At 61.0% G+C, this 22984-nt stretch carries 26 protein-coding genes; 25 read left to right on the top strand and 1 reads right to left on the bottom strand.

The features are described from left to right. Positions 1 to 12: 12 nt before the first annotated feature. The 18 genes from ACNFBR_RS26525 to ACNFBR_RS26610 all read left to right on the top strand — a co-directional run bounded on the left by ACNFBR_RS26525 (position 13) and on the right by ACNFBR_RS26610 (position 15379). Positions 13 to 417, top strand: a complete 405-nt coding sequence (locus ACNFBR_RS26525) for a hypothetical protein (protein ID WP_416737471.1) — start codon at positions 13 to 15, stop codon at positions 415 to 417. Next, positions 414 to 893 carry a phage tail assembly chaperone gene (locus ACNFBR_RS26530; protein WP_416737472.1) on the top strand — a complete coding sequence of 160 codons (480 nt, stop codon included), beginning with the start codon at positions 414 to 416 and terminating at the stop codon, positions 891 to 893. Before ACNFBR_RS26525 ends, ACNFBR_RS26530 begins: the two co-directional genes overlap by 4 nt. A 269-nt stretch (positions 894 to 1162) precedes the next feature. Then, positions 1163 to 1684: a KilA-N domain-containing protein gene (locus ACNFBR_RS26535; protein ID WP_054572992.1), complete on the top strand. Its 522-nt coding sequence runs from the start codon at positions 1163 to 1165 to the stop codon at positions 1682 to 1684. Positions 1685 to 1705: 21 nt separating this feature from the next. Then, a complete protein-coding gene (locus ACNFBR_RS26540) occupies positions 1706 to 3484 on the top strand; it encodes a phage tail tip lysozyme (RefSeq protein WP_416737473.1) in 1779 nt (592 codons plus the stop codon). Further along, positions 3481 to 4125 carry a phage baseplate protein gene (locus ACNFBR_RS26545; RefSeq protein WP_416737474.1) on the top strand — a complete coding sequence of 215 codons (645 nt, stop codon included), beginning with the start codon at positions 3481 to 3483 and terminating at the stop codon, positions 4123 to 4125. Before ACNFBR_RS26540 ends, ACNFBR_RS26545 begins: the two co-directional genes overlap by 4 nt. Next, positions 4122 to 4427, top strand: a complete 306-nt coding sequence (locus ACNFBR_RS26550; protein ID WP_416737475.1) for a phage baseplate plug family protein — start codon at positions 4122 to 4124, stop codon at positions 4425 to 4427. The genes ACNFBR_RS26545 and ACNFBR_RS26550 overlap by 4 nt, the downstream gene beginning before the upstream one ends. Continuing rightward, a complete protein-coding gene (locus ACNFBR_RS26555; RefSeq protein WP_416737476.1) occupies positions 4417 to 5352 on the top strand; it encodes a baseplate hub protein in 936 nt (311 codons plus the stop codon). Before ACNFBR_RS26550 ends, ACNFBR_RS26555 begins: the two co-directional genes overlap by 11 nt. A 41-nt stretch (positions 5353 to 5393) precedes the next feature. Next, on the top strand, positions 5394 to 6035 hold the full coding sequence (locus ACNFBR_RS26560) for a Gp138 family membrane-puncturing spike protein (RefSeq protein ID WP_416737543.1): 642 nt from the start codon (positions 5394 to 5396) through the stop codon (positions 6033 to 6035). After that, complete coding sequence (locus tag ACNFBR_RS26565; RefSeq protein WP_416737477.1) at positions 6032 to 6397, top strand: hypothetical protein; 366 nt, start codon at positions 6032 to 6034, stop codon at positions 6395 to 6397. Before ACNFBR_RS26560 ends, ACNFBR_RS26565 begins: the two co-directional genes overlap by 4 nt. After that, entirely contained in the window at positions 6398 to 7657 is a 1260-nt protein-coding gene (locus tag ACNFBR_RS26570) for a baseplate J/gp47 family protein (protein WP_416737478.1), read from the top strand. It begins immediately after the preceding gene. After that, a complete protein-coding gene (locus ACNFBR_RS26575; RefSeq protein WP_416737479.1) occupies positions 7654 to 8313 on the top strand; it encodes a DUF2612 domain-containing protein in 660 nt (219 codons plus the stop codon). The genes ACNFBR_RS26570 and ACNFBR_RS26575 overlap by 4 nt, the downstream gene beginning before the upstream one ends. After that, positions 8313 to 9179 (top strand): phage tail protein, encoded by an 867-nt coding sequence (locus ACNFBR_RS26580; protein ID WP_416737480.1) that lies wholly within the window; start codon positions 8313 to 8315, stop codon positions 9177 to 9179. Before ACNFBR_RS26575 ends, ACNFBR_RS26580 begins: the two co-directional genes overlap by 1 nt. After that, positions 9179 to 9388, top strand: a complete 210-nt coding sequence (locus ACNFBR_RS26585; protein WP_416737481.1) for a hypothetical protein — start codon at positions 9179 to 9181, stop codon at positions 9386 to 9388. Before ACNFBR_RS26580 ends, ACNFBR_RS26585 begins: the two co-directional genes overlap by 1 nt. Before the next feature lie 7 nt (positions 9389 to 9395). Then, the gene (locus ACNFBR_RS26590) at positions 9396 to 9845 is read left to right on the top strand and encodes a terminase small subunit (RefSeq protein ID WP_416737482.1); all 450 of its coding nucleotides are present in this window, start codon (positions 9396 to 9398) and stop codon (positions 9843 to 9845) included. Further along, positions 9842 to 11452: a phage terminase large subunit gene (gene terL, locus ACNFBR_RS26595; protein ID WP_416737483.1), complete on the top strand. Its 1611-nt coding sequence runs from the start codon at positions 9842 to 9844 to the stop codon at positions 11450 to 11452. The genes ACNFBR_RS26590 and terL overlap by 4 nt, the downstream gene beginning before the upstream one ends. Positions 11453 to 11994: 542 nt before the next feature. Further along, complete coding sequence (locus ACNFBR_RS26600) at positions 11995 to 14361, top strand: hypothetical protein (RefSeq protein WP_416737484.1); 2367 nt, start codon at positions 11995 to 11997, stop codon at positions 14359 to 14361. A 59-nt stretch (positions 14362 to 14420) separates the two neighbouring features. Next, positions 14421 to 14852 carry a lysozyme gene (locus tag ACNFBR_RS26605; RefSeq protein ID WP_416737485.1) on the top strand — a complete coding sequence of 144 codons (432 nt, stop codon included), beginning with the start codon at positions 14421 to 14423 and terminating at the stop codon, positions 14850 to 14852. Further along, the gene (locus ACNFBR_RS26610) at positions 14849 to 15379 is read left to right on the top strand and encodes a DUF2514 domain-containing protein (protein ID WP_416737486.1); all 531 of its coding nucleotides are present in this window, start codon (positions 14849 to 14851) and stop codon (positions 15377 to 15379) included. The genes ACNFBR_RS26605 and ACNFBR_RS26610 overlap by 4 nt, the downstream gene beginning before the upstream one ends. On the opposite strand, the gene ACNFBR_RS26615 is transcribed toward ACNFBR_RS26610, so the two are convergent. Then, positions 15357 to 15596: a hypothetical protein gene (locus ACNFBR_RS26615; protein WP_416737487.1), complete on the bottom strand. Its 240-nt coding sequence runs from the start codon at positions 15594 to 15596 to the stop codon at positions 15357 to 15359. The genes ACNFBR_RS26610 and ACNFBR_RS26615 overlap by 23 nt on opposite strands. Before the next feature lie 146 nt (positions 15597 to 15742). Here ACNFBR_RS26615 and ACNFBR_RS26620 point away from each other — a divergent pair, with 146 nt between their 5' ends. From ACNFBR_RS26620 to ACNFBR_RS26650, 7 genes are all read left to right on the top strand, one after another. After that, positions 15743 to 16036: a hypothetical protein gene (locus tag ACNFBR_RS26620; RefSeq protein ID WP_416737488.1), complete on the top strand. Its 294-nt coding sequence runs from the start codon at positions 15743 to 15745 to the stop codon at positions 16034 to 16036. Then, positions 16033 to 16332, top strand: coding sequence for a hypothetical protein (locus tag ACNFBR_RS26625; protein ID WP_416737489.1), 300 nt, complete (start codon positions 16033 to 16035; stop codon positions 16330 to 16332). The genes ACNFBR_RS26620 and ACNFBR_RS26625 overlap by 4 nt, the downstream gene beginning before the upstream one ends. 107 nt (positions 16333 to 16439) lie before the next feature. Then, positions 16440 to 17426, top strand: a complete 987-nt coding sequence (locus ACNFBR_RS26630; RefSeq protein WP_416737490.1) for a LysR family transcriptional regulator — start codon at positions 16440 to 16442, stop codon at positions 17424 to 17426. A 213-nt stretch (positions 17427 to 17639) separates the two neighbouring features. After that, on the top strand, positions 17640 to 19181 hold the full coding sequence (locus ACNFBR_RS26635) for a UxaA family hydrolase (protein WP_416737491.1): 1542 nt from the start codon (positions 17640 to 17642) through the stop codon (positions 19179 to 19181). A 35-nt stretch (positions 19182 to 19216) separates the two neighbouring features. Then, entirely contained in the window at positions 19217 to 20275 is a 1059-nt protein-coding gene (locus ACNFBR_RS26640) for an Ldh family oxidoreductase (RefSeq protein ID WP_416737492.1), read from the top strand. 20 nt (positions 20276 to 20295) lie between these two features. Continuing rightward, on the top strand, positions 20296 to 21513 hold the full coding sequence (locus tag ACNFBR_RS26645) for a fumarylacetoacetate hydrolase family protein (protein WP_416737493.1): 1218 nt from the start codon (positions 20296 to 20298) through the stop codon (positions 21511 to 21513). Positions 21514 to 21612: 99 nt separating this feature from the next. Further along, complete coding sequence (locus ACNFBR_RS26650) at positions 21613 to 22920, top strand: MFS transporter (protein ID WP_416737544.1); 1308 nt, start codon at positions 21613 to 21615, stop codon at positions 22918 to 22920. Positions 22921 to 22984 lie beyond the last annotated feature (64 nt).

Raw genomic sequence — 22984 nt, forward strand, 5'->3', positions numbered from 1 at the left:
GAGAGCTAGAACATGGCACTGAGTGACCTGTCTGTAGAAAACACGATCGTCGTGATCACCGGCGTTGGCGTTCTGGACGACTGGGGGCGAACCGACCCCCCATTCACCGTCGAGCCGATTGACGACCAGGCCGTCCTGAGTCGCGGCCTTGGTGGGAATGGCGTGCGTTTCCATCGCAAAAACCCTGGCCTTCGCCTGACCGTTAACCTGATGCCAGGAAGTCCGCAGGCCCTGGCATTGCAGGCTCAGATCAATGCCAAGTCCGAAGTCTCTGGATCCTACGCCTCTATCGCGGGGCTAGAGGGCGCGGTCTTCTCCGAAGGCGTTATCACCCGCGGCAAGTCCATGGCGCGCGGCGGCCCAGGCCTCAACGATGCCACCTTCGTTATGGAATTCAACAAGGCGAAAATCGCATGACCCAGGCCCAGGACTTCGTTCGCACGATTGAGCATGAGGGCGTGACCTACACCTTCGGCATGCCTAGCGCAGAAAAGCAGCGAGCCGTGCTGTTCCGTCTCGGAAAATACGGGGTAGAACCGCTGATTCGCGGCCTGGCCCAGGCTGAGCTTGGAGCCGCCTCTTCGGTGGCTATCGCCGGCCAAATCGTCGGCGTGATGCTGTCGCGCATCCCCGAGGATGACTTCAACTTCATCTGCGACACGATGCTCGGCAAGCTTCACAAGGATGGCCAGGCGGTCGGGATGGAGCAGTTCTCCGGCCGCCTGAAGACCTACTTCACCCTGGTGGTGCTGGCCCTCGGGAACGTGTTCGAGGATTTTACCGGACTCCTGACCCTCTTCCAGAGCTCTACCGGTTCAGCCGAGGAGCCAGGGGCGAGTCAGGAGAACGCCTCAATCCAGCCATCGACTGGGACCTCTGGCGGCCCTGCATAGGGATTCCTGGAGTCTGTCCTCCGCTCTGCACATACAGCCAGCTGCAAGACGGCACCTATTCGCTGGGCTGGGTCAAGCGCGCCAACCTGGCGCTGGATGAAATGCTGTATGAGCGACGCCTGGCAGAAGAAAGAAGCCAGTAACGCCCCCTATTTTCGCCGAAAGGCAACCAAACACGCAGCCTAGGCCCGTACAGCCGAACGGTGGATGTTCGTTCATCCGTCCGCCCCGGCTGCGTTTCTATTCGCCTGATGAACGAGGTGTCACAGATGATCGAGAGCAACGTCATTCCGTTTCACTACCAAGGCAAAGCCGTGCGCTTCAACAGCGACGGTTGGATCAACGCCACGGACGTAGCCAAGCGCTTCGGCAAGCGCCCGGTCGATTGGCTTCGCCTGCCCGCAAGCATCAGCTACCTCAAGGCTCTGGCGAGAGCGCTGGGCCTGGACACCGAAGTGGGAAAATCTCACTTCGGTCTTGTCGAGGCAGTGAAGGGCGGCAAGGGTCAGGGTACCTGGCTCCACCCAAAGCTGGCCGTTGCGTTCGCTCGCTGGCTCGATGACGACTTCGCCGTATGGGCCGACCTGCATATTGACGCTCTGCTGCGCGGCGAACTGAACGAGAAGCAGCAATTTGACCGCGCCTGCCGCGCCCTTGATGACGCGAAGGCCGTTGCAAGCCTAAGCGGCCGCGAGCTGGCCCGCTGGCGCAACAAGAAGCCTGGCCTGGAGCACCAGGTTGAGTACTGGCGCGACCAACTGCAAATGACCCTTGGCCTCGACGCGGCCTAATACCGGCGAGGTATCGAATTCGTGAAGGTCCTTGAATCGTTTCTTATTGCTCTGGGCCTCAAGGTCGACGAGAAGTCCTTCCAGCAGGGCCAGAACGCCTTCACCGGCCTGACCAACTCCGCGCTCAAGCTTGGCGCCGTGCTCGCTTCGAAGCTGGCCATCGACAAGGTGGTAGGCGACTTCAAGGCGGCCGGTACCGAGCTGGATAACTTCAACCGACTGACCGGCCTGAATACGCAGAGAGTCCAGGCGCTCGGACAGGCCTACACCGCTATGGGCGGCAGCGCCTCGGATGCCCTTGGCACATTCCAGAAAATCCAAGACCTGATGGCCTCGCCACAGACAGGAAATGTCGGATGGTTCGGCGATGTGGCCAAGCTTGGTCTGGACCCAAACGCCATCATTGGCGCGCAAGACACAGCCGAGGCATTGGCCAACATTGCCGGCGCGTTCGAGAAGATGACGCCACTGAATCAGCGTCTGGCCGGGCAAGCCCTGGGATTCGACGAAAACACCGTCCGCCTGCTAATGAAGGGGCGGGACGAGGTTGAGCGCCAGCTGGACTCCCGCGGCAAGCTGGGCATCATGACCCAGAAGCAGGTCGAGGATGCGGCGCGCCTGACCAAGGCCACCAGCGAGCTCAACCTGGTCTTCACCGACATGGGAAACACCATTGCTGGCGAGCTGGTTCCGGCCTTCGCCGAGATGGCTGAGGACTTCACCGAGTTCTATCGCGCAAACAAGGACCTGGTCGATTCGGGACTGGAAACATTCTTCGGTACCTTGGCCAAAAACATTGAGCTGGTCTCAGCGGCGCTGATCCTTATGGGTGGTGCCAGCGTGCTCAAAGGCCTTGCCGCTATTAGGGCTCTGGCTGGAGGCACTGCCGCTGCTGGAGGCGCTGCTGCTGCCGGATCTGCTGCTGGAGTTTCGGCCATGACCGTGGCAGGCGGAGGACTTGCGGCACTTCTCTACTCCAGCGGGCTAAACGCTGGCGAAGAGGAAGAACTGCGTAATAACCGCCTGCGTAAGGGTGGATCGGAGGCAGCAGCAGCGGTCATCGACTTCTTTCGTGCCAAGGGCTGGACCGAGGATCAGGCCAAAGGGATTGCCGCCAACCTTGAGCAGGAAAGCGGATTCCGCGCTGATGCTGTTGGTGACGGCGGAAATGCATACGGGCTCGCCCAGTGGCATCCGGACCGCCAGGCGAATTTCACCAGGTTCTCCGGCAAGGACATTCGTCAATCTACCGCCCAGGAGCAGCTGGATTTCATCCACTACGAACTGACCCGGGGGCGTGAAAAATCGGCGGGGGAACGGTTAAGGATGGCCGGTAGCGCCAGTGAAGCGGCGGCCATCGTCTCGCAGTATTACGAGCGCCCGGCCGACCAAAGTGGAGAGATGGCTAGGCGTTCGGCCATAGCTGACTCTTACGGCGGCACACCTGGAGCAGACAGATCCGTACCAGTGGTTGACCTGAGCAACCCAGAGCAGTGGAAGAAAATGCAGGCTGAGCTTGCCAGGGGTTCACGCAGCGGACCAGGTGTTCTTGAGCAGGTCGATGCATGGGCAAAGTCTCAGCGCCGTGCGCCGGGACCCTACACGGCAAGCGACGTTGTGAGGCAAGAAAACCCGCCAGCAGGCAGTCGTTCGGGGCCTTCGCAGCCGGTGCAGAACGTGGACAACCGTCAATTCCACATTCATGGCGCCGACACCGAGAAGGTAAAGCAGCTCTACAACGAGCATCTTTCCACCCTGATCGACCAGACCACAGAAGACTTCAGGAGCCCGGAAATATGAGCATTGCCAACGGGGTAATGAGCATCTTCTCGAAGACTCTGCCAAAGATTGACCAAATCGAGTTTGACGCCAAGCTTGAGGGGGTGACCAGCAAGGCCGTTCATTTGACCCAATTCCCGGTCGAGTTCGGCGCCAACGTAAACGACCATGCCATTCTTTTACCTGACCGATATCTGCTTACCGGGGCGGTATCCAATAGCCCTCTTGGCATGGGCCTTGGTGAGATTGGCGCGATGGGCGATCTTGGCGCGGCAATTGGTGGTGCGTCTCCATCCAGCACGGTAGGAGGAGCCGTCGGGTCAGCTGTGGCCGCTTACCTTCTGGCTGGTAGCGAAGCCACTCGTGCAGCTACGGCATGGGCGGCCCTGACCGCCATGCTGCAGGCCCGCGCGCACTTCGATTTGATCACTGAATACGAGACCCTAAGGGACATGGTGCTGATCCGCCTGGACCAGCGAACGCGACCCGAGGATGAGGATGGCTTGGTATTCGTGGCCGAGCTGCAGCAGGTTCGCATAGTCAAGTCACAGGTCACCCGAGGAGTTACCTCGGCTGAACAGCTCCAGAAAAACGATCCGGTGGCTACTCAGGGCGCTCCGATGGTGTCAACTGGGTCTGCATCAGTCGAGGTCATGCAATGAGTCGCTACAAGGTACGGGTCCAGGCGCTGCCTGCGCAGACGTTCAGCGCCCAGCTGGGTGGAAGCACGCTCACCTTCGAACTGCAATGGATGGCCAGGTTAGAGGTGTTTCGCGTGAATGTGGTAAACGCCGCCGGCGTCGTTCTGACGGCTGGCCGATTCTTGCATCCAGATGTCGACCTTCTGGCCGGACTGTATCCGCCGCCGAGTGTGGCATACGGTTCTCTTGTCCTGCAGGGCGCTCAGCCCACTCCTGGCAACCTGGGAATCGACAACACTCTGGTATGGTCCGATGAGCGATGAAATCTACCTGCGCCGCTACCGGCTAAAGCTTGGCCGCGACACTAGCGCCAGAATCTACGAGATGCAGCCTGACGGCGATGGTTTACGCATAACCTTCCAGGTTATCCATTTTGCTGGTAACGCTTTCAGCGTGGCCGAGATCACCATCTATAACGTCTCCGACTATGCCACCCGTCAAATGCTCGGCGATGGATCGGTGAAGAAATATGAGTTCATCTCACTCGAGGCCGGCTATGCGAGCACTTTCGGCACCGTGTTCCTTGGCCAGATCACCAACGTGCAGAAAGTGCTGGAAGATGGCGGATCAACCCGCGGCGTGAAGTTTTTCTGCCGCGCGCAGGCGAAGGAGCGCGACCAGCGGATCATCAACCTGACCTTGTCGCCAGAAACTGACCCGGTTCAGATCATCGAAGAGTGTGCTGAACGCTTCGGTGGCGAGATTCAGTTCTTCGGTGACTTCAGCAATCTGAGGCGGAGATCGGGCGGAAGCGTGCTTCAGGGTAATCCAGTTGCTTGCATGAATGAGCTTGCCGCTACCTATGAATTCGACTGGATGAACGAGAGCGGCGCCACCAAGATCATCAAGAAGGGCTTCGCTATGGCCAACGAGGTGTTCGTGATCAACGCCGCCACCGGCATGATCGGCTCGCCTGTTGTCACCGACACCGAGGTCGGCATCCGATTCGCACTCAATCCCAAGCTTAAACTGGGTGACACCATCAAGCTTGAGGCGATGGCGCCGAGATTCGAGTTTTCCGACGTGTTCTTCTACAAGGTTCCGCGCACAATTGGCGAAGGCCTCTACAGAATTTACTCCCTGGCCATCATCGGCGACTCCCACGGCGACCCGTGGGAAACCCAAATCAGCTGCTTGCGGCTCGATACGATGTCGCAATCCGGAATATCTGAGAGGGCCGGAAGATGAATGACCCATTAGCGTCAAGGACGCAGGCGCAGTTCGTGAAGATGCTGCGCGAGATCTTCGGCGAGTACCTCAAGGACAACGTCCGGACCAGTGTTCCAGGCCATGTGCTGAGCTTCGACCCGGATACCCAGCTAGCCGAGGTCCAAATAGGCCTGATGCTTGAGGATCGGCTGGGCAATTCCGAGCCGCGCCGCCCAATCGTTCGGGTTCCGGTGCAGTTCTGGGGCGCGACCGGCGGAACTCTGGAGTGCCGTGTGGCTGAGGGCGTTGAGGGATCCATCATGTTCTCGCAAGAGTGCATCGACTCCTGGGTAGACCAGGGTGGCGTGGCCGAAAAATCCGAGCCGCGCCGCTTCTCGATCAACGACGCCTACTTCCTGCCGGGTGTTCGCTCGGTACCTGGCGCAATCACCAACTTCGCCAATGACGGCATCCGCCTGCGCAACAACAGCGGGTCGATGTACGCATGGTTGAAGGATGACGCCTCTATCGCGCTGAGCAACGGTGCTGGCTTCATCAACATCGAAGCTGACGGTACGGTGAACATCAACGGCGTGACCATCAGCCCAACGAGCCTTGTGACGACGCCGAACGACGTATTTGCCGGGACGATAAGCCTGAAGCTTCACAAACATTCCGGTGTTCAGACCGGCACCGGTACCAGCGGGGTGTCTGTCCCATGACCGTGCGCAAGCTCGACGCCAGCGGCGACCTGGCCATGGGTCAGGAAAAGCTGCTGACTGGCTATTCAGCCGAAGAGGTGGCGCAGAACGTACGCACCCGGCTCAAGTTGTTCCTGGGCGAATGGTTCCTGAACACAGCAGACGGAACCGACTGGTTCGGTGGCGTGCTTGGCAAGGGATCACGCCTGGCGACCCGCGAGTCGATCATCCGGCGCCGAATCCTACTTACCCCTGGTTGTGTGGGAATGAGCGCCTTCAGCGTAACTTCCGACGCCGTGACCCGCCAGCTTACCGTGGTAGCGACCATCACCAGCGCCTCAGGCGAGAGCGCCGACATCAACTTCGTACAGGCAATCGTCTAAATGGCTGAGATCACTGACCACGGCATCACAGGCACGTCGCTCAACGACTACCTGGCCGACATCAACACGCGAACGCTGGCCATCGACCCGGATTGGAACATCGACCCGGACAGCCCGGACGGCCAACGCATCGGCATCGAAGTCGAGATGCTGACCAATCTGGACGAGGCCGTGGTCGCCGCCTATCGCAGCAAAGACCCGGACAGCGCGACCGGCGAGGCGTTGCGCAATATCGGCAAGATATCCGGCGTGCCTATCCGCGATGCCACCTACTCCGTCGCTTCGATCACCATCATCGGCTTGGCCGGCACAATCATTGCCGCCGGCTCGCAAGTGCGCAGCCGGATCGATAACACGACCTGGCTGACCACTGCCGCGATCATCATTGGTGTCAGCCGGGCGGCTACCGGGTTCGTCACCTGTAAAACAGCAGGCCGAGTTCTGGCGGGCCCTGGTGAGCTGACCATCATCGGCACGCCCCAGCCCGGCTGGTCATCGGTCACCAATCTGGAGGCTGCGCCTGGCGAGGACGCCGAAAGCGATGCTGACTTCAGGCTTCGCCGCAATCTGTCGGTCGCCCGGTCCGGGAGCAATATGGTCGACAACATGACCGCCAACGTGGCCAGCGTGGCGGGCGTAACGGCCGTGAAGATTTTGGAGAACTCGGAGGATGCGCCGGTCGACCCCGATGGGATTCCGGTCAACTGCATCGCGGTGATCGTCAACGGTGGGTCAGATGCGGATATCGGCCTGGCCATTTACGAGAAGAAGAACCCAGGCTGCGGCATGTTCCCCCGCTACAGCGCGAAGACTGGCGCCTGGGTTGACCCGCAAGGCGCGAACGGCGTGAAGGTGGAAGTCACTTCCCCGGTGACCGGCAATAAAAGCACCGTGACCTTTCAGCGCGTCACCGGCCTGCCGGTTTACGTCGCGCTCACCTACAAGAAGAAGGGCGACCTTCCTGGCGACATTGATGACGAGCTCAAAAAGGCCGTCTTGGCTGACTCGACCCGCTCCCTGTTCGCCGACGAAGAAACAGTCGGATTCAACAAGGGTGGCTACGATATCGGCGAGCTGGTGCCGGTCGGGCGCCTGTATACGCCGGTCAACAAGGTGCTCGGCAAGTATGGCGACAGCTACGTCACTTCGCTCACCATCGGGCTGAGCGCCGGATCCCAAGGCTTAACGCCGATTCAGCCGAGCATCGCCCAGATCGCGACCTTTGACGCCGACAACATTGCGATCACGGTGACTCCATGATCATGGATCACGTAGAGCGCGCCAAGTCCCGCATAATCAACGAATACCGGGGAAAGTCACGCATGACCAGGTGGCTGACCCTGGTCCCGGAGATCGCCAATGCGCAACTCGAAAAGACGCTCAGCGAGATCTATCTCAGCTACGACGTAGACACCGTCAGCGGCGAAATGCTCGACATTATCGGGCGAATCGTAGGGGTTCCTAGGCCGATACTGCAGGCTGGAGCCTACGACGTGTTCGGCTACGCGGGAAACGACAACTACACGAACTATAACGTCGCCCCCTACATCGGCGATGGCGGGCAGGTTGATGCACCGCTGAACAACGACCTGTACCGAAAGCTGGTTAGGGCCAAGATTGCCCGAAACATCAGCGACGGCACCATCGACAGCATCATCCAAGTGGTCGAGATCATCATCGGCATCAAGGTCACCGCCTTGGTCGATAACGGCGACATGTCATTCGACATCGGCATCGCCTCGGCTCTGGACAATAACACCATGTTTCTGCTGGAAAACTTCGATCTGGTCCCGCGACCGCAAGGCGTGCGTCTCGGCGAGATATTCGTCCTGCCGTCGAACATTGAGGCAGTCGAAGATTCCTCCCAGCACATCTACGACTACGCAAACATTACCCTCCCTGGAGACGTGGCCTGATGGCAAGACAGCCTTTTAACACGCGCTGGGCTCAGGGCGTCGAGTCCGAGGACAGCCTCAACAGCTTCAAAGATCCCGGAGTCCTCCGCCTGGGTACTGGCTGGGAGGGCGGGCAGGACAAGGACGCTCCGCCGGCCGGCCATGAAAATTGGTGGCACAACCGGGTCGACTCGGCCTTGCAGGGCGTCGAGCGCAACGGCGTCATGGACTGGCACGAGAAAGCGCAGTACGGCCTTGGTGCGCCAACCTACGGCAGCGACGGCAACTTCTACGAAAGCCTGTCTGCTGGCAACACTGGCAATGACCCAGTGCTCACCACTGGCTTTTGGCGCTACGCCGGTACTACGTTTTTCAACGGCCACCAGCCGGGTGACGTGAAGATCGTTGCGCACAATGGAATCCCTGCTCCGGGCTGGCTGAAGTGCAACGGTCCTTTGCTCCTGCGCGCATCGTACCCACGGTTGTTTGCCCTCATCGGCACTACCTACAACACCGGCGGTGAAAACTCATTGCAGTTCCGGGGCCCGGACTACCGAGGCGAGTTTCTGCGCGGATTCGATGATGGTCGCGGCGTAGATACCGAGCGGTCCTTCGGGAGCTATCAGGTTGACGCGCTCCAGAACATCGTCGGTCAAATCAACTCAAGACCATTCCTCGCCACAGACATCGCCGGGGCGATTGCGAGCAGCACAGGCGCCTTCTCAAGCACCATCCAGAGCGGCGCAGGCGGGGCAACACCTATAACGGCTGATTCAGGGTCGACGCGTCAGCTTGACACAACAACCTTTGACGCCTCGCGCTCGGCTCGCACGAGCACCGAAACCAGGCCACGCAACAGGTCTGTCAACTACTGGATCAAATACTGATGCCTACTCAACTGCAGGACGGCCAGCTCCTGGTCTATCAAACCGATGCGGATGGATTGTATGTAGGCACTACAGCCGCGGACCCAGATCCGCAAAACATCGGCCAATGGCTGATGCCGGCTGGCTGCGTGGATGTCAAACCGCCGGCCATCACCGGCGGAAAACGCCCCCAATGGGTCGGCTACAAGTGGAAACTGATCAGCCTGTAGGTGACATATGGAACGTAAGGCCAAAAGACGCTTCACCGACAAGATGGAGCTCTTCTGCCTCGCCTATGTCGAGACCGGTAATGCCGCCGAATCCTATCGGCGCGCCTACAACACCGAAAACATGGCCACGGCCACCATCGGCCGGGAGGGTTACAACCTCCTCCAGAGCCCGCTGGTGAAGGCCCGCATTGAAGAATTAAGGACCAAGGTCATGGAACGTCACGAAATCACCGTGGACACGCTCCTGGCTGAGCTGGAAGAGGCGCGCCTGAAGGCGCTGAGCGCAGAGACACCGCAGGCCGCTGCTGCCGTCGGCGCCACCATGGGTAAGGCCAAGCTGCTTGGCCTGGACAAGAAGATAGTCGAACTCACCGGGAAGAACGGCGCTCCGATCGAGACCAAGTCCACGGTCAAGGTTGATCAGGCCGCCCTTGAATCCGTGCTGTCACGCCTATGAGTGCGCTCCTCGACTGGGAAGCCATGAGCATCGAGGAGAAGCAGGCCGCCAAAAGCATCAGTGAGCATTCACCGCTCTCGTTCATGCGAGTGTGGTTCCAGCTGAACCAAGGCATGAAGATGCTTTGCAACTGGCACCACCGCTACATGGATCACACGGCCCTGCGAGTGCTCAGCGGCGAACTGAAGAACGTCGTGTTCAACATGCCACCAGGTGGCACCAAGACCGAGTACTGGTCGATCCACCTTCCTGCCTACGCTATGACAGTGCGCGACCGGACGCGGACATTGAACGTTTCCTACTCGAACTCGCTGGTAGTGGAGAACTCCGGGCGCATCCGTTCAATTGTCTCAAGTCCTGAGTATCAGGAGCTGTGGCCGGTCTCGATGGGCAAGGCCGACGTCGAGAACTGGTCGCTGATCGACGAAAAGGGTCGTACCCGGCACCAGTTGTTCAGTCGTTCTACTGGCGGTCAGATCACCGGTTGCCGAGGCGGCTACATCTCCAAGGACTTCACCGGCTTCATCAATCTGGACGACCCGGAGAAGGCCGACAGCGCGTTTTCGGCGACCATGCGGGCAAAGGCGCAGCGTATCGTCACGAACACCCTGCGCAGTCGCCGAGCTTCGCCAGATACGCCGGTAATCTGCACTCAGCAGCGCCTTCATACTGACGATGTGTCGGGCTTCCTGCTCAAGGGCGGTATGGGCCTGGACTTTACGCACATCAAAGTTCCGGCCCTGGTGACCCGCGACTACATCGCCAGCCTTCCGGCGGAGATCCGCGAGCACGCCGAGCGCGACGTGTTCAGCGGTCCTTCAGTGGTCCGAGGCGGCGCCGAATACTGGTCATACTGGCCTGCCAAGGAATCGGTTCACGACCTGATGGCGCTGTGGGACAAAGACGCCTACACGATGGTCAGCCAGTACCAGCAAGAGCCTGTTGCGCTCACCGGCGGCATGATCGATGCCGACTGGTTCAAGACCTACGAGCAACTCCCTTTCCTGGTGTGGCGCGGCGTCTACGTCGACACGGCGCAAAAAACAGACGAGCAGCACGACTTCTCGGTGTTTTCCCACTGCGGTCTGGGAATCGACGGAAACCTCTACATCATCGAGATCGTCCGCGGCAAGTGGGATGCCGGCGACCTTGAAGCCGAAGCCTTGAGGGTTTGGCAGCGCTGGAAGCCCTGGGACCAGTTCAGGCCAGCAGCTCTTCGCTATATGAAGGTTGAGGACAAGTCCAGCGGTACAGGCCTGATCCAGACCATCAGCAAAAAGGGCTCAATCCAGATCGAGCCTCAACCCCGCGGCCCGAACTCCAACAAAGTGGTGCGATGCATGGATGCCGTGCCTTGGTTCAAGTCTGGCCGGGTTTTCGTGCCTGCCATATTCGACGATCAAGGCAATGCAATAAGGCACGTGAAAGACCATCGAGGCGAGATCATTGGACCTACCGAGTGGGTAACCCCATTCCTAACCGAGGCATCTGCGTTCACAGCTGACGACACCCACGACTTTGATGACCAGGTCGACACCATCTTCGACGCTGTCGCCGACATGCTAATCAACAGCACTGGCAACTTCTTCTCCAGCAACTGGCTGTAAGCCCACCAAATGCCCGAATCGTCGGCCGGATACGGCCGCGCTCAACAAATTCGCCCCAAGGAAATGACATGGCTGACCAAACACAGCGGCTTGAGATCGCCACAGTAAAGGCTGAGGTCGGTAGCAACATCCTCTATCGCTTCTCGAACGACGCAGCGAACGCCGAACCTATACCAACCGACTCCGGCAACCTTCAGAACCTGAAGCAGATCGCTGCTGGAATTGAAGCTGACGGCGCGACGGCGGTGGATCAGGCGGTTGCCGATGGGATAGTTGACCTTACGGCCGCAGTTAACAGCGCCAAGTCGTCGGCGGATGCTGCGGCAGCCGTAACAAATCCATTCCCAAGCGTGGCAGAAGGCTTGGCTGCGACATCCGGAACTGGATCGACAAACCGTTTCTTCTCTGTTCCTGGAACTGGCTCTACTCTGACTGCGCTGTATCGAAACGATGCTGGCTCGGCTACGATTATCGGATCTATTCTTAGCGCCGCCTCTGATTCCGTAACTATCAACCGGGGCAAAGCCTTCCCGCTCCGGCAGATGAACCGTGGCGGTACCACCTCTGCAGCCAGCACGGTGCTCAACAACCTGATCCTCGACGTGAAGGTGATCGGCGACGAGGCGGATATCGACGGCAAGTACTTCCGTATCGCCTACTTCCAGAACGACGCCACCATCGGCTCGAATGCGGACCAGGGCATCGTGATCGAGCAGTTCGATGCGGCCACCTACGCATCGGCAGGCACGGCCACCATCATCAACAAGCACACCGACGCCCCGGCATCCATCGTGCGAACTGGCGGTGTGCAAACGTTCGTCATCGTGCCGCCTGGCGCGCCGCAACTACGCTTCATCATCACCATTGATGCGGCTGCCTTGCCGGCGGCCGGGACGCCGATCAACGCCCAGACAGCCGGCAATGCGGCCTATTCGTGGATCATCGACCCGGCCTGCTACCTGCGTGTCGCGGGGCTGGGTGATTCGCTGACCATCAATCGCGGCAAGGTCTACCCGCTGCGCAAGATGACCCGCAACGGCACCACCAGTGCCGAGCCGACCGCCTTCAGCAAGGCGATCCTGAACATCTGCATCATCGGCGCACGTCCAGGCAAGTACTACCGCCTGGCCTACTTCGTGAACGGCAGCACCGCTTTGCCCTCGGCCAAGCCTGATGGCTGGATCATCGAGGAAATCGACCAGACCAACTACGCGACGGCCGCCAACGTTGCTACCCAAGTCATTACAGTGACAGACGCGGGAACCCCGACCATTACTCGGGACGGCATCCAGACAGTGGTGCTGGCCAGCACCGTGGCGCTCGACCTGCGAATCCTGATCACCCTGGACACTGCCCAGCTGCCGGCGTATGGCACCTTTATCGGTGCGGCCAACACGATCAACCCGGGCTACAGCTACATCATCGACCCGAGCCGCTACATCCCGGCGAAAAGCGAATCGACCAACTCGATCAGCCTCAACGCTGGCCAGATCGTTCCTTTCCGCAACACCAGTCGCGGCGGCTCGGTATCGACTCCAAGCCCCCTGCAGACCAACGTGATCCTCAACGCTCGGGTGATCAACGCCAAGCGCGGCAAGTACTACGGCCTTCGCTACTTCCAGAACGGCAACGCCGCCGTGGTACCGGCAGCTGATGGCTGGATCGTGGAAGAAGTAGACATCGCGGGCTATGACGCCTCGGTCATCACCACCGGTAACAGCATCTCGGCCCTGGCCGATCCGCAGCCGGCGATCGACCGCACCTTGGGCATCCAGACGCTGCTGATCAACACCAAGACCGATGTGCGCATCGAGGTGGTGCTGGACGCTTCCAAGCTGCAGGCATATGGCACCCAGTACGGAATGAACGCCACATTCCAGAACGGTTACTCGCAGGTGATCGACCCGGCCTGCTACGAATTCCCGGTAACAAGCGGGGGCACGCCCTCGCGAGTGACCTATAGCGTCGATTCGACGGGGCGTCTCACCCTGAGCTGGCCGGATGGGGTTGGCACTCGGGGCTTTGTCTTTGGCCTGAACGGGGCCAATAGCCTGGCCAACTTTGCCCAGGTAATCCTGAACGGCGGGGTGATCAGTTCGTTCGCCACCGACTGGCTGCCGCCCATGATCTTCGACGCCGTGAACGACGGCGACGGTTGGCCCAACCTTGAGTTCACCGGTGGCAACCACCTGGTGGACGGCAAGGTGACGGCTGCGTCTGTCGCTTATGTGATCGAGGCCGATGGGGTCACCCTGGTGCCGGGGTCGAGCGGAACGGCCAGCAGGGTTACTTGCCGCATCATCAACAAGCTGATGGCGGGTAACACCGTGAGCCTGGGGCGGTATCCACTGCTGCAGGCCTTCCAGGTCGACTTCATGCCCGGTGTGGCCGGTGTTCACGCCGAGATCATGGCGCTGGAGGACTTGGATATCTACATCGACTACGCCTGCCAGATCGTGACGAGTGGCGTCAACGACACGATGTTCTACCTTGGCGGCCAGTTCCCCACGCCGATCCCGTTCGACGGCACGGTCAACTCTGGCGCGCCTTCGGCGTATCCCGATGCGTGGGCCGTGCTGACTACCAGCGCCAATGGCCAGCTGGCGGCATGGATCGACCGGGACTATGGGGTGGCTGCGGAGGAGCATATCTACGAGGGCTACGGGAAGATCATCGGTGGCGGTTCGGCGAGCACCAAGCAGTACACGTCAGCCATTCACAAATTCCTGCAGCGAAACCCCGCCAATGCGATGCGGCTGGAGGCCGGCAAGTCATACCAGTGGCGAGGTGGCTACTCCTGGGGGCCGGTCAGCCTGCCGGACGGCATGGTTGCCACCCTGCGCTACATGGACGAGTGGCGAATCCGCCGAGCGTTCGCAGTTTCGGCAAGCAAGGTCCTGAAACCGTAGGTCCTGCCTCATATCGATGCCCGCCCTGCGCGGGCTTTTTTGTGCCTGGAGAAAACCACATGCGTACATCGCAACGCGGCTTGAGCCTCATCAAGTCGTTCGAGGGCCTGCGCCTGCAGGCCTATCAGGATTCAGTAGGGGTCTGGACCATCGGCTACGGCGCGACTCGAGGCGTGAAGGCCGGCATGAAGATCAGCAAGGAGCAGGCCGAGCGCATGCTGCTGAACGATGTGCAGCGCTTCGAGCCGGAGATCGAGCGCCTGGTAACGTCGCCGCTGAACCAGAACCAGTGGGACGCCCTGATCAGCTTCACCTACAACCTGGGGTCGGCCAATCTCGAATCGTCGACGCTCCGCCGACTGCTCAATGCCGGCAACTACGCTGCGGCTGCTGAGCAGTTTCCGCGCTGGAACAAGGCTGGCGGCCAGGTGCTGGCCGGTCTGACCCGTCGTCGCGCCGCTGAGCGGGATTTGTTCATGGGGGCGGCGTGAGCCGCTGGGTATGGTCCGGCGTGCTGGCGTTGCTGCTGACCTCTCACTGGGCGGCCTACGAGCACGGTCGGTCAGTGGAGCTTGCCAAGGCGGGCAAAGCGTCAGCACAACGAGACAGTGGCGACCGCCTGGCCGAAGTCATCGGCGAACGATCGGCGCGCCAGGAAGAACACCGGAGCGCAGATGCGCAGCAAGAGGCGAGAGTAAAAGGGTATGAAGAAAGAACGATTGCTGATGCTGGCGCTGCTGACGCCTATGCTGCTGGCCAGCGGCTGCGCAGTGACGCCACCCAGTTCGCCGCCACCGTCAGTTGCCCCGGCCCGGATACCGCCGCTGTCGCCAGAGGCCAGGCAGCCACCCGCGCCGCCATGGTGCTCTCCGACCTGCTCGCACGGTCTGACGAAAGAGCGGGAGAACTGGCGGCAGCGCTTGACCGAGCCAGAGTAGCCGGGAGGCAGTGCGAGCGCGAGTATGATGCCCTAAAGCCGCCTGGATCCTCTGATGCTATTCCTGGTTCGAGTCGATGACCCTACGGACCTCCAGCGCTTTCTGTCTCTTGGCGAGCGTATTGCCAACATGCCTATCAAATACGTGCTTCTGTTTTTCGCTCAAGCTGTCGTATCCGCTGTGAATCACCTGCTGCGCAATTCCATAGCCTGGCGTTCCCTCAACCAGAAGCCCCTCATCAACTAAGTCCTGAATTGCGTCGTTCATATCCCAGTCAATGTGATCATTCCACCCCATGGTCTTCTCCACTCTAGGTCATGAGCGTACACAGTAGCCCCGGCAAGCAGGCGTGGCAATTGGCCATTGCTGGCGGCTGATCGGTCATTGCCGAATCGGTAGAGCGCAGGATACGATACTGTATCTTTGTACAGTGTCGGTGCCGCATGTACTTCCTCCTCGTTCGACGCCGCGAGCATGGCGTGGCCATACCCTCTGATCAGCTCCGGAAGATCAAGCCCCTGCGGGCGGATGTTCACATAGGTGACCATCACAGCGAACCGCTGGGCCGGGTGTCGACCCAGGCCTGGGTGTTCAACCCGACGCCTGGGCCCGACATCATCCCTCGGTTGCATGACGCCAAGGTCAATGGCATGGCCCAGCTCGGCATGAACATCAACGGAATCGAGGAGATCGACGGCGTACTGTATGCGCAGTCGTGGTGGTGCAGGGCAGAATGAAGAATGGACTTCCACAGGCCTGGATGGCCGAGCTAAGCGATCAGGTTGCTTTGGTGACTGATCCTGATGGCCGCGCTGCGGTGCTCAGTGAGATGGCCTACGCCGCTCACCGGCGCCGGGATGTCGATGACAATGAGCTGGTCGACATGCTCGAGCTTGCCGAGGCAGGCAGGATGTGGGCGCTTATGGAGCACGAGGAGGCTTGGGCTATTGGTCTCTTCGGGGATTACGATCCTGACCACTATGGCGGACACCAGGTGATCAAGGGTTCCGGAAAACCGCCAAGCTGTGAGTAGCTATATAAAGGAAGGGAAACGGTCGGCAGAACGCCGGGGGCAGGAATAGATGCGTTGTCATAAAGCTGGCATTATCGAGCCATTCAGGCCCCAATAGGACCTAAAGGATGTCTTTCCGAAACGATGCAGCCCCCGTGGTTAAAGGGCTGCAACTTAGTCACGCAAGCTTTTGCAACTGGATCCGCTACAAGCACCTGGTGCTGATCGACACTTTGGCGCGCACGCGCAACATGCATGCCACTGCCGCGCGCATGAACCTCAGCCAGCCGGCACTCAGCAAGATGCTGCGTGACCTTGAGGAGCAGTTCGGCTTTGCCCTGTTCGAGCGCCTGCCACGCAGCATGCCACCCACCGAGCTGGGTGAATACGTGGTGCGTTACGCCCAGGGTGCGCTGGCCGAGTCGCAACAGTTCGTCGACCAGGTCAACCGCCTGCGCAATGGCGGGCACGGCTTTATCCGCGTTGGCGGGATCTTTGCCGCTACCGCATTGGTGCTGCCCCAGGCCATCGCCGCCATCAAGGTGCGCAGTCCGTTGCTGTCGATTGAAGTGGTGGAGCATTCCAGCGATCACCTGCTGACCATGCTCGAGCAGAACAAGCTGGACATCATGATTGGCCGCTTCACCGAAGAGCGCTTCAGCCAGTTGTTCGACTTCCAGCCGCTGGAGCCCGAGCCCTTCAGCCTGGTGGTGAACAGCGAACACCCGCTCAACCAGCTCGACAGCACACCCCTTGACGCATTGGGCGACTGGCCGTGGGTGCTGTACCCGGTGGGTACGCCGATCCGCAACCGCCTGGAGCAGGCGTTCCGGGTGGCCGGTATCGCCACGCCTGCAGACAGCGTGGAGACCATCTCCATGCCGATGTTCCTGCAACTGCTGCAATCAGCCCCGATGATCGCCATGTTGCCGCGCTCGATGGTTGCTGCGCAGTTGGCCAGCGGGCAGTTCAAGGAACTGCGCAGCCCCTTGCATGTGCCCGCGCTGGAATATGGCGTGGTTACCCGCAAGGATGAACCGCTGAGCGCTGCGGCCCGGGCGTTTGTCGAGATCTTGCTGGAGGGCGCGCAGAGCCGCAGGGCAGCGCAAGGGTAGCGACCACGGGGCCGCTACGCGCCCCATCGCAGGCAAGCCAGCTCCCACAGGTCTTGCCAGATTGCCGGCGATTTACGATCTCGCTTCGACACGCTTTTGCGATAACTTCAGGTTATCGCTTGATCGGATCATCTCATTGGGAATGCTGCGCAAGGCTTCTTACAGTGGCAACAGCCAAAACAAGAAGCCAGCCGCGCCGCCCTGAGAGGTCCCATGCAACTGATTGCCAAGTCCGGTGACCTAGCCGTCATCCGCCTCAACCCGCTGGACAATGTGCTCATCGCCCGCCAGGCCTTGCCGCAAGGCCTGCACCTGGATGCCGAGGCGATTACCGTGCGTCAGCCGATTCCCTCGGGCCACAAGCTTGCGACCGAACGCGTGGAGCAGGGTCAGCCGCTGCGCCGTTACGGGCAGATCATCGGTTTTGCTTCGCAGGCCATTGATGCTGGCGACCACGTGCATGTGCACAACGTACAGATGGGTGATTTCACCCGTGACTATGCCTTTGGTGTCGACACCCGCAGCCAGCCCTGCAGCGAAGCGCAGTTCCAGGGCATCGTGCGCGCCGATGGCCGGGTCGCCACCCGCAACTACATCGGCATTCTCACTTCGGTGAACTGCTCGGCGACCGTGGCCCGGGCCGTGGCCGACCATTTCCGCCGTGACATCCACCCCGAGGCGCTTGCCGATTACCCGAACATCGACGGCGTGGTGGCCTTGACCCACGGCGCAGGCTGCGCAGTGGACCCCAGCGGTGAAGCCTTGGGCCTGCTGCGCCGTACCCTGGCCGGGTACGCCGTTCACCCCAACTTCTCGGCCGTGCTGATCATCGGTCTGGGCTGCGAAACCAACCAGATCGAGAGCTTGCTGGAAACCCAGGGCCTGCAAGCGGGTGCGCAGCTGCGCGCGTTCACCATCCAGGGCATTGGCGGCACCTCGAAAACCATCGCTGCCGGTATCGCCCAGGTCAACACGCTGCTGGCCGAGGCCAATCAGGTGCGGCGCCAGCCGGTCAGTGCCCGGCACCTGGTGGTCGGCCTGCAGTGTGGCGGCTCCGATGGGTACTCGGGGATTACCGCCAACCCGGCTCTGGGCAATGCGGTTGACCGTCTGGTGGCGGCTGGTGGTACCGCGATCCTTTCCGAGACCCCGGAAATCTATGGCGCCGAACACTTGCTGACACGTCGCGCGGTAAGCCGTGAGGTGGGTGAAAAGCTGGTGGCGCGCATCCGCTGGTGGGAAGACTACTGCCAACGCATGAATGCCGAACTCAACAACAACCCCTCAGCCGGCAACAAGGCAGGCGGGCTGACCACCATCCTCGAGAAGTCCCTGGGCGCGGTGGCCAAGGCGGGCTCCAGCAACCTGGTCGATGTGTACCAATACGCGCAAGCCGTGCGTGCCCAAGGCCTGGTGTTCATGGACACCCCTGGCTACGACCCGGTCTCGGCTACCGGCCAGGTGGCCGGTGGGGCCAACCTGATTGCCTTCACCACCGGCCGTGGCTCGGCTTACGGCTGTGCCCCGGCGCCGTCGATCAAGCTGGCGACCAACAACCGGGTGTTCGAGCACCAGCAAGAGGACATGGACGTCAATTGCGGTGGCATCGCCGACGGCTCCACCACCATCGAAGAACGCGGCGCGTACATCTTCGAGCAGATGCTGCGCATTGCCTCCGGCGAGCGCAGCAAGAGCGAACAGCACGGCTATGGGCAGAACGAGTTCGTGCCTTGGCAGATCGGTGCCGTGACCTGATCGACCGCTCCCGTCCCATTTTCGAGGCAACTGCAATGACTCAAGACACGCCGTACAACGTGCAAGCGCTCACCACTTTTGTCGAGCGGCTGTTCATGAACGCCGGTGCCGATGCCGAAGTCGCCCAGGTGGTGACCCGGGTGCTGCTTGAAGGCGAGCTGCTCGGCCACCGTACCCATGGCCTGAACCTGGTCAGCCGCTACATCGACGGCATGCTCAGCGGGCAGGTCAAGGCGCGGGCGCAGGCGCTGGAACAGGTCGCGGACAGTGGCATTTCCAGCCTGTTCGACGGCCACTATGTGTTGGGGCCGTATTGCGTCAGCCGGGCCCTGGACTGTGCGGCCAAGGGCGCGACTGCGCAGGGCATCGGTATTGCGGTGGTGCGCCGTGCCGCGCATATCGGCTGCCTGGCTGCCTACCTCAAACCCTACACCGACCAGGGCCTGGTGGCCATGGTCTACTCGTCGGACCCATCGGTGGGGCTGGTCTGCGCCCAGGGCGGCATTGACCCTGTGTACACCCCCAACCCAATTGCTGCCGGCATTCCGACCCAAGGCGAGCCGATACTGCTCGATGTCAGCATGTCCACCGTCACCCTCGGCCTGATCGGCCAATGCCGCGATGCCGACCGCCGCTTGCCGCACCCGGTCCTGGTGAGCAATGACGGTAAGCTGAGCGACGACCCGCGCGATTTCTTTACCCGTCCGCAAGGCAGCATCCTGCCCCTCGGTGGCCAGGCCTTTGGCCACAAAGGCTTCGCCCTGGCGCTGTTGGTCGAGGCCCTGACCTCGGGGCTGGCCGGCCATGGGCGCAAGGATGCACCTGGTCAGTGGGGCGCCTCGGCCACTGCCGTGGTCATTGACCCGCGTTTCTTTGGCGGCCTAGAGGCGTTCACCGCCGAAACCAGTTTCCTTGGCCAATTGGTTCTTGCCAGCCGCCCGCTCGACCCCGAGCGCCCGGTACGCCTGCCCGGGCAGGCTGGCCTTGCCCTGCGGCGCCAGGCCTTGGAGCAGGGCATAAGCCTTTCGCCACAGCTAGTGGCCGACCTTGACCGCCTGGCTGGGCAATTGCAGCTGCCGGCACTTTCCCAATGATGTACAAAAAGGGTACACAGATGACTGAACGATCGAACGCCAATCAACCGTTGCCGCTGAGCCATGCTGCCAGCGTGTTCGACAACGGCAGTTGGGTAGGGCGGGTTTGGCTGCCGGAACAAGGGCCGGCGGTAGTGCTGGTAAAAGCCGGCGCTGTCTACGATATCAGCACCCACGTGGCGACTGTATCGGCTCTGTTGGAGGTGGCGGACCCGGTGGCCTACCTGCGGGCCTTGCCGTTGGCCAAACCGTTGATTGCCTTGCCGGCATTGCTGGATAACAGCGACCCCGACCAGCGCGACCCGCGCCAACCATGGCTGCTGGCGCCGATCGACTTGCAGGCAGTGAAGGCTGCAGGCGTGACCTTCGCCACCAGCCTGCTGGAGCGTGTGGTGGAGGAACAGGCCAAGGGCGACCCGGCCAAGGCCGACGCTATACGCGACACCCTGGCCAGCCGTATCGGCGCCGACCTGTCGCAGATCGTGCCCGGTTCGGCCCAGGCCGAAGCGCTGCGCAAGGTGCTGGTAGAGCAGGGCTTGTGGTCGCAGTACTTGGAGGTGGGCATCGGCCCGGATGCCGAAGTGTTCACCAAGGCCCAGCCGCTGTCGGCGGTTGGCCATGGCGCCGATATCGGCATCCACCCCAAGTCCAGTTGGAACAACCCAGAGCCGGAAGTGGTGCTGGCGGTGGCCAGCGATGGCAGCATCAAGGGCGCCATGCTCGGTAACGACGTCAACCTGCGTGACTTTGAAGGGCGTAGCGCCTTGCTGTTGTCCAAGGCCAAGGACAACAACGCTTCCACTGCTCTGGGCCCGCTGCTGCGCCTGTTTGACGAAAGCTTCGACCTGGACGATGTGCGCGCTGCCGAGGTGGACCTGCGGGTGGAAGGCGAGGACGGCTTCATCTTGTCCGGGCGCAGCTCCATGCGCCAGATCAGCCGTGACCCGCAAGACTTGGTGCAGCAAACTCTCAACGAAAACCACCAATACCCTGATGGCCTGGTGCTTTTCCTCGGTACCCTGTTCGCGCCCAAGCAAGACCGCGATCAGCCGGGTAACGGCTTTACCCACAAACCGGGTGATGTGGTGAGCATCAGCAACCCGCAACTGGGTACGCTGTGCAACCGCGTGACTACCAGCGACCGGGCACCGCAGTGGGCCTTCGGCCTGCGCGCGCTAATCGACAACCTCGGCCGACGTGGCCTGCTGGAGGTTGCAGCCAGCGCACGGCAGCTTTGAACCATACGCTGCGTCAGGGAGGGGCGCAGCACCCTCGATGGATCGTCAAGGCGCTGACAGCGCGGCAACAATAATAATAAAGGTCATCACATGAACCCTATGAAGAAGTACCAGCGCATCACCGTTGTGTTCCTGCTGCTGATCGGCATCGTCAACTACCTGGACCGTAGTGCGCTGTCGATTGCCAATACCTCCATCCAGAAAGACATGATGATCAGCCCGTCGCAGATGGGCATTCTGTTGTCGGCGTTTTCCATTGCCTATGCCTTTGCCCAGTTGCCCATGGGCATGATCATCGACCGCCTGGGCAGCAAGATCGCCTTGGGTGCCTCGTTGCTGGGCTGGTCGATAGCCCAGGCAGCGTTCGGCATGGTCAACAGTTTTGCCGGTTTCATGGGCCTGCGGGTGTTACTGGGGATCGGCGAGGCGCCGATGTTTCCGTCGGCGGCCAAAGCCTTGTCGGAGTGGTTCGATGCCAACGAACGCGGTACCCCAACCGGCGTGGTCTGGTCGTCGACCTGCCTCGGCCCATGCCTGGCGCCACCTTTGCTGACGCTGTTCATGGTCAACTTCGGCTGGCGTGGCATGTTCATCATCACCGGCGCGATCGGCGTGGTGCTGGCGGTGTGCTGGCTGGCGTTCTACAAAAGCAAGGCGCGTTACCTGGCAGAGCTTGCGGCCGAAGGCAAACCCTTGCCGGGCGAGCGCCAGGCTCCGGTAACCGCTGCTCCCGCGCCGAAGGCATCGTACTTCGCCGGCTGGCTCGACCTGTTCAAGCACCGCAGTACCTGGGGCGCTGTGCTGGGCTTCATGGGTGTGATCTACATGCTCTGGCTGCACCTGACCTGGTTGCCGGGCTACTTCGAGCGCGAGCATGGCCTGGACCTGTACAAGACCGCTTGGGTGGTGTCGCTGGCCTATGGCTTTGGTGCGGCGGGTACCATCGTTGCCGGGCGGTTCTGTGACTGGCTGGTAAAACGTGGCATGAGCGTGCTGGGCAGCCGCAAGTTCAGTGTCATCACCGGCCTGGTGCTGGCGGCGCTGTTCACCTTGCCCTTGTCGTTCGTCACCGGCCTGACCGGCTGCATCATCCTGCTGTGCCTGGCGTTGTTCAGCATCAACATGGCCAGCGCCACTGCCTGGATGATCGTCAACACCATTGTCGACAGCCCGCGCGTGGCCTCGTTTGGTTCGATCCAGAACTTCGGCGGGTACATCGCCGGTTCCGTGGCACCGATCGTGACTGGCTTCAGCATCCAGTACTCGGGCTCGTTCACCACCGCGTTCATGATCAGCGCAGTGGTGGCGCTGTGCTCGGCGGTGGCGTACTTCCTGCTGCTGCAGGCGCCGATTGGCAGTGCCAAGGACGAGGCGGGGGAGATGAAGGCCGCCACTGAACAGGGCTGAAACCTGAAACAAGGCGCCCACCTCGATCGCATTGATGTGTAGGAGCAGGCTTGTGTTGCGAAGA

The organism is Pseudomonas sp. NY11955, assembly GCF_048068035.1.
Lineage (GTDB): Bacteria > Pseudomonadota > Gammaproteobacteria > Pseudomonadales > Pseudomonadaceae > Aquipseudomonas.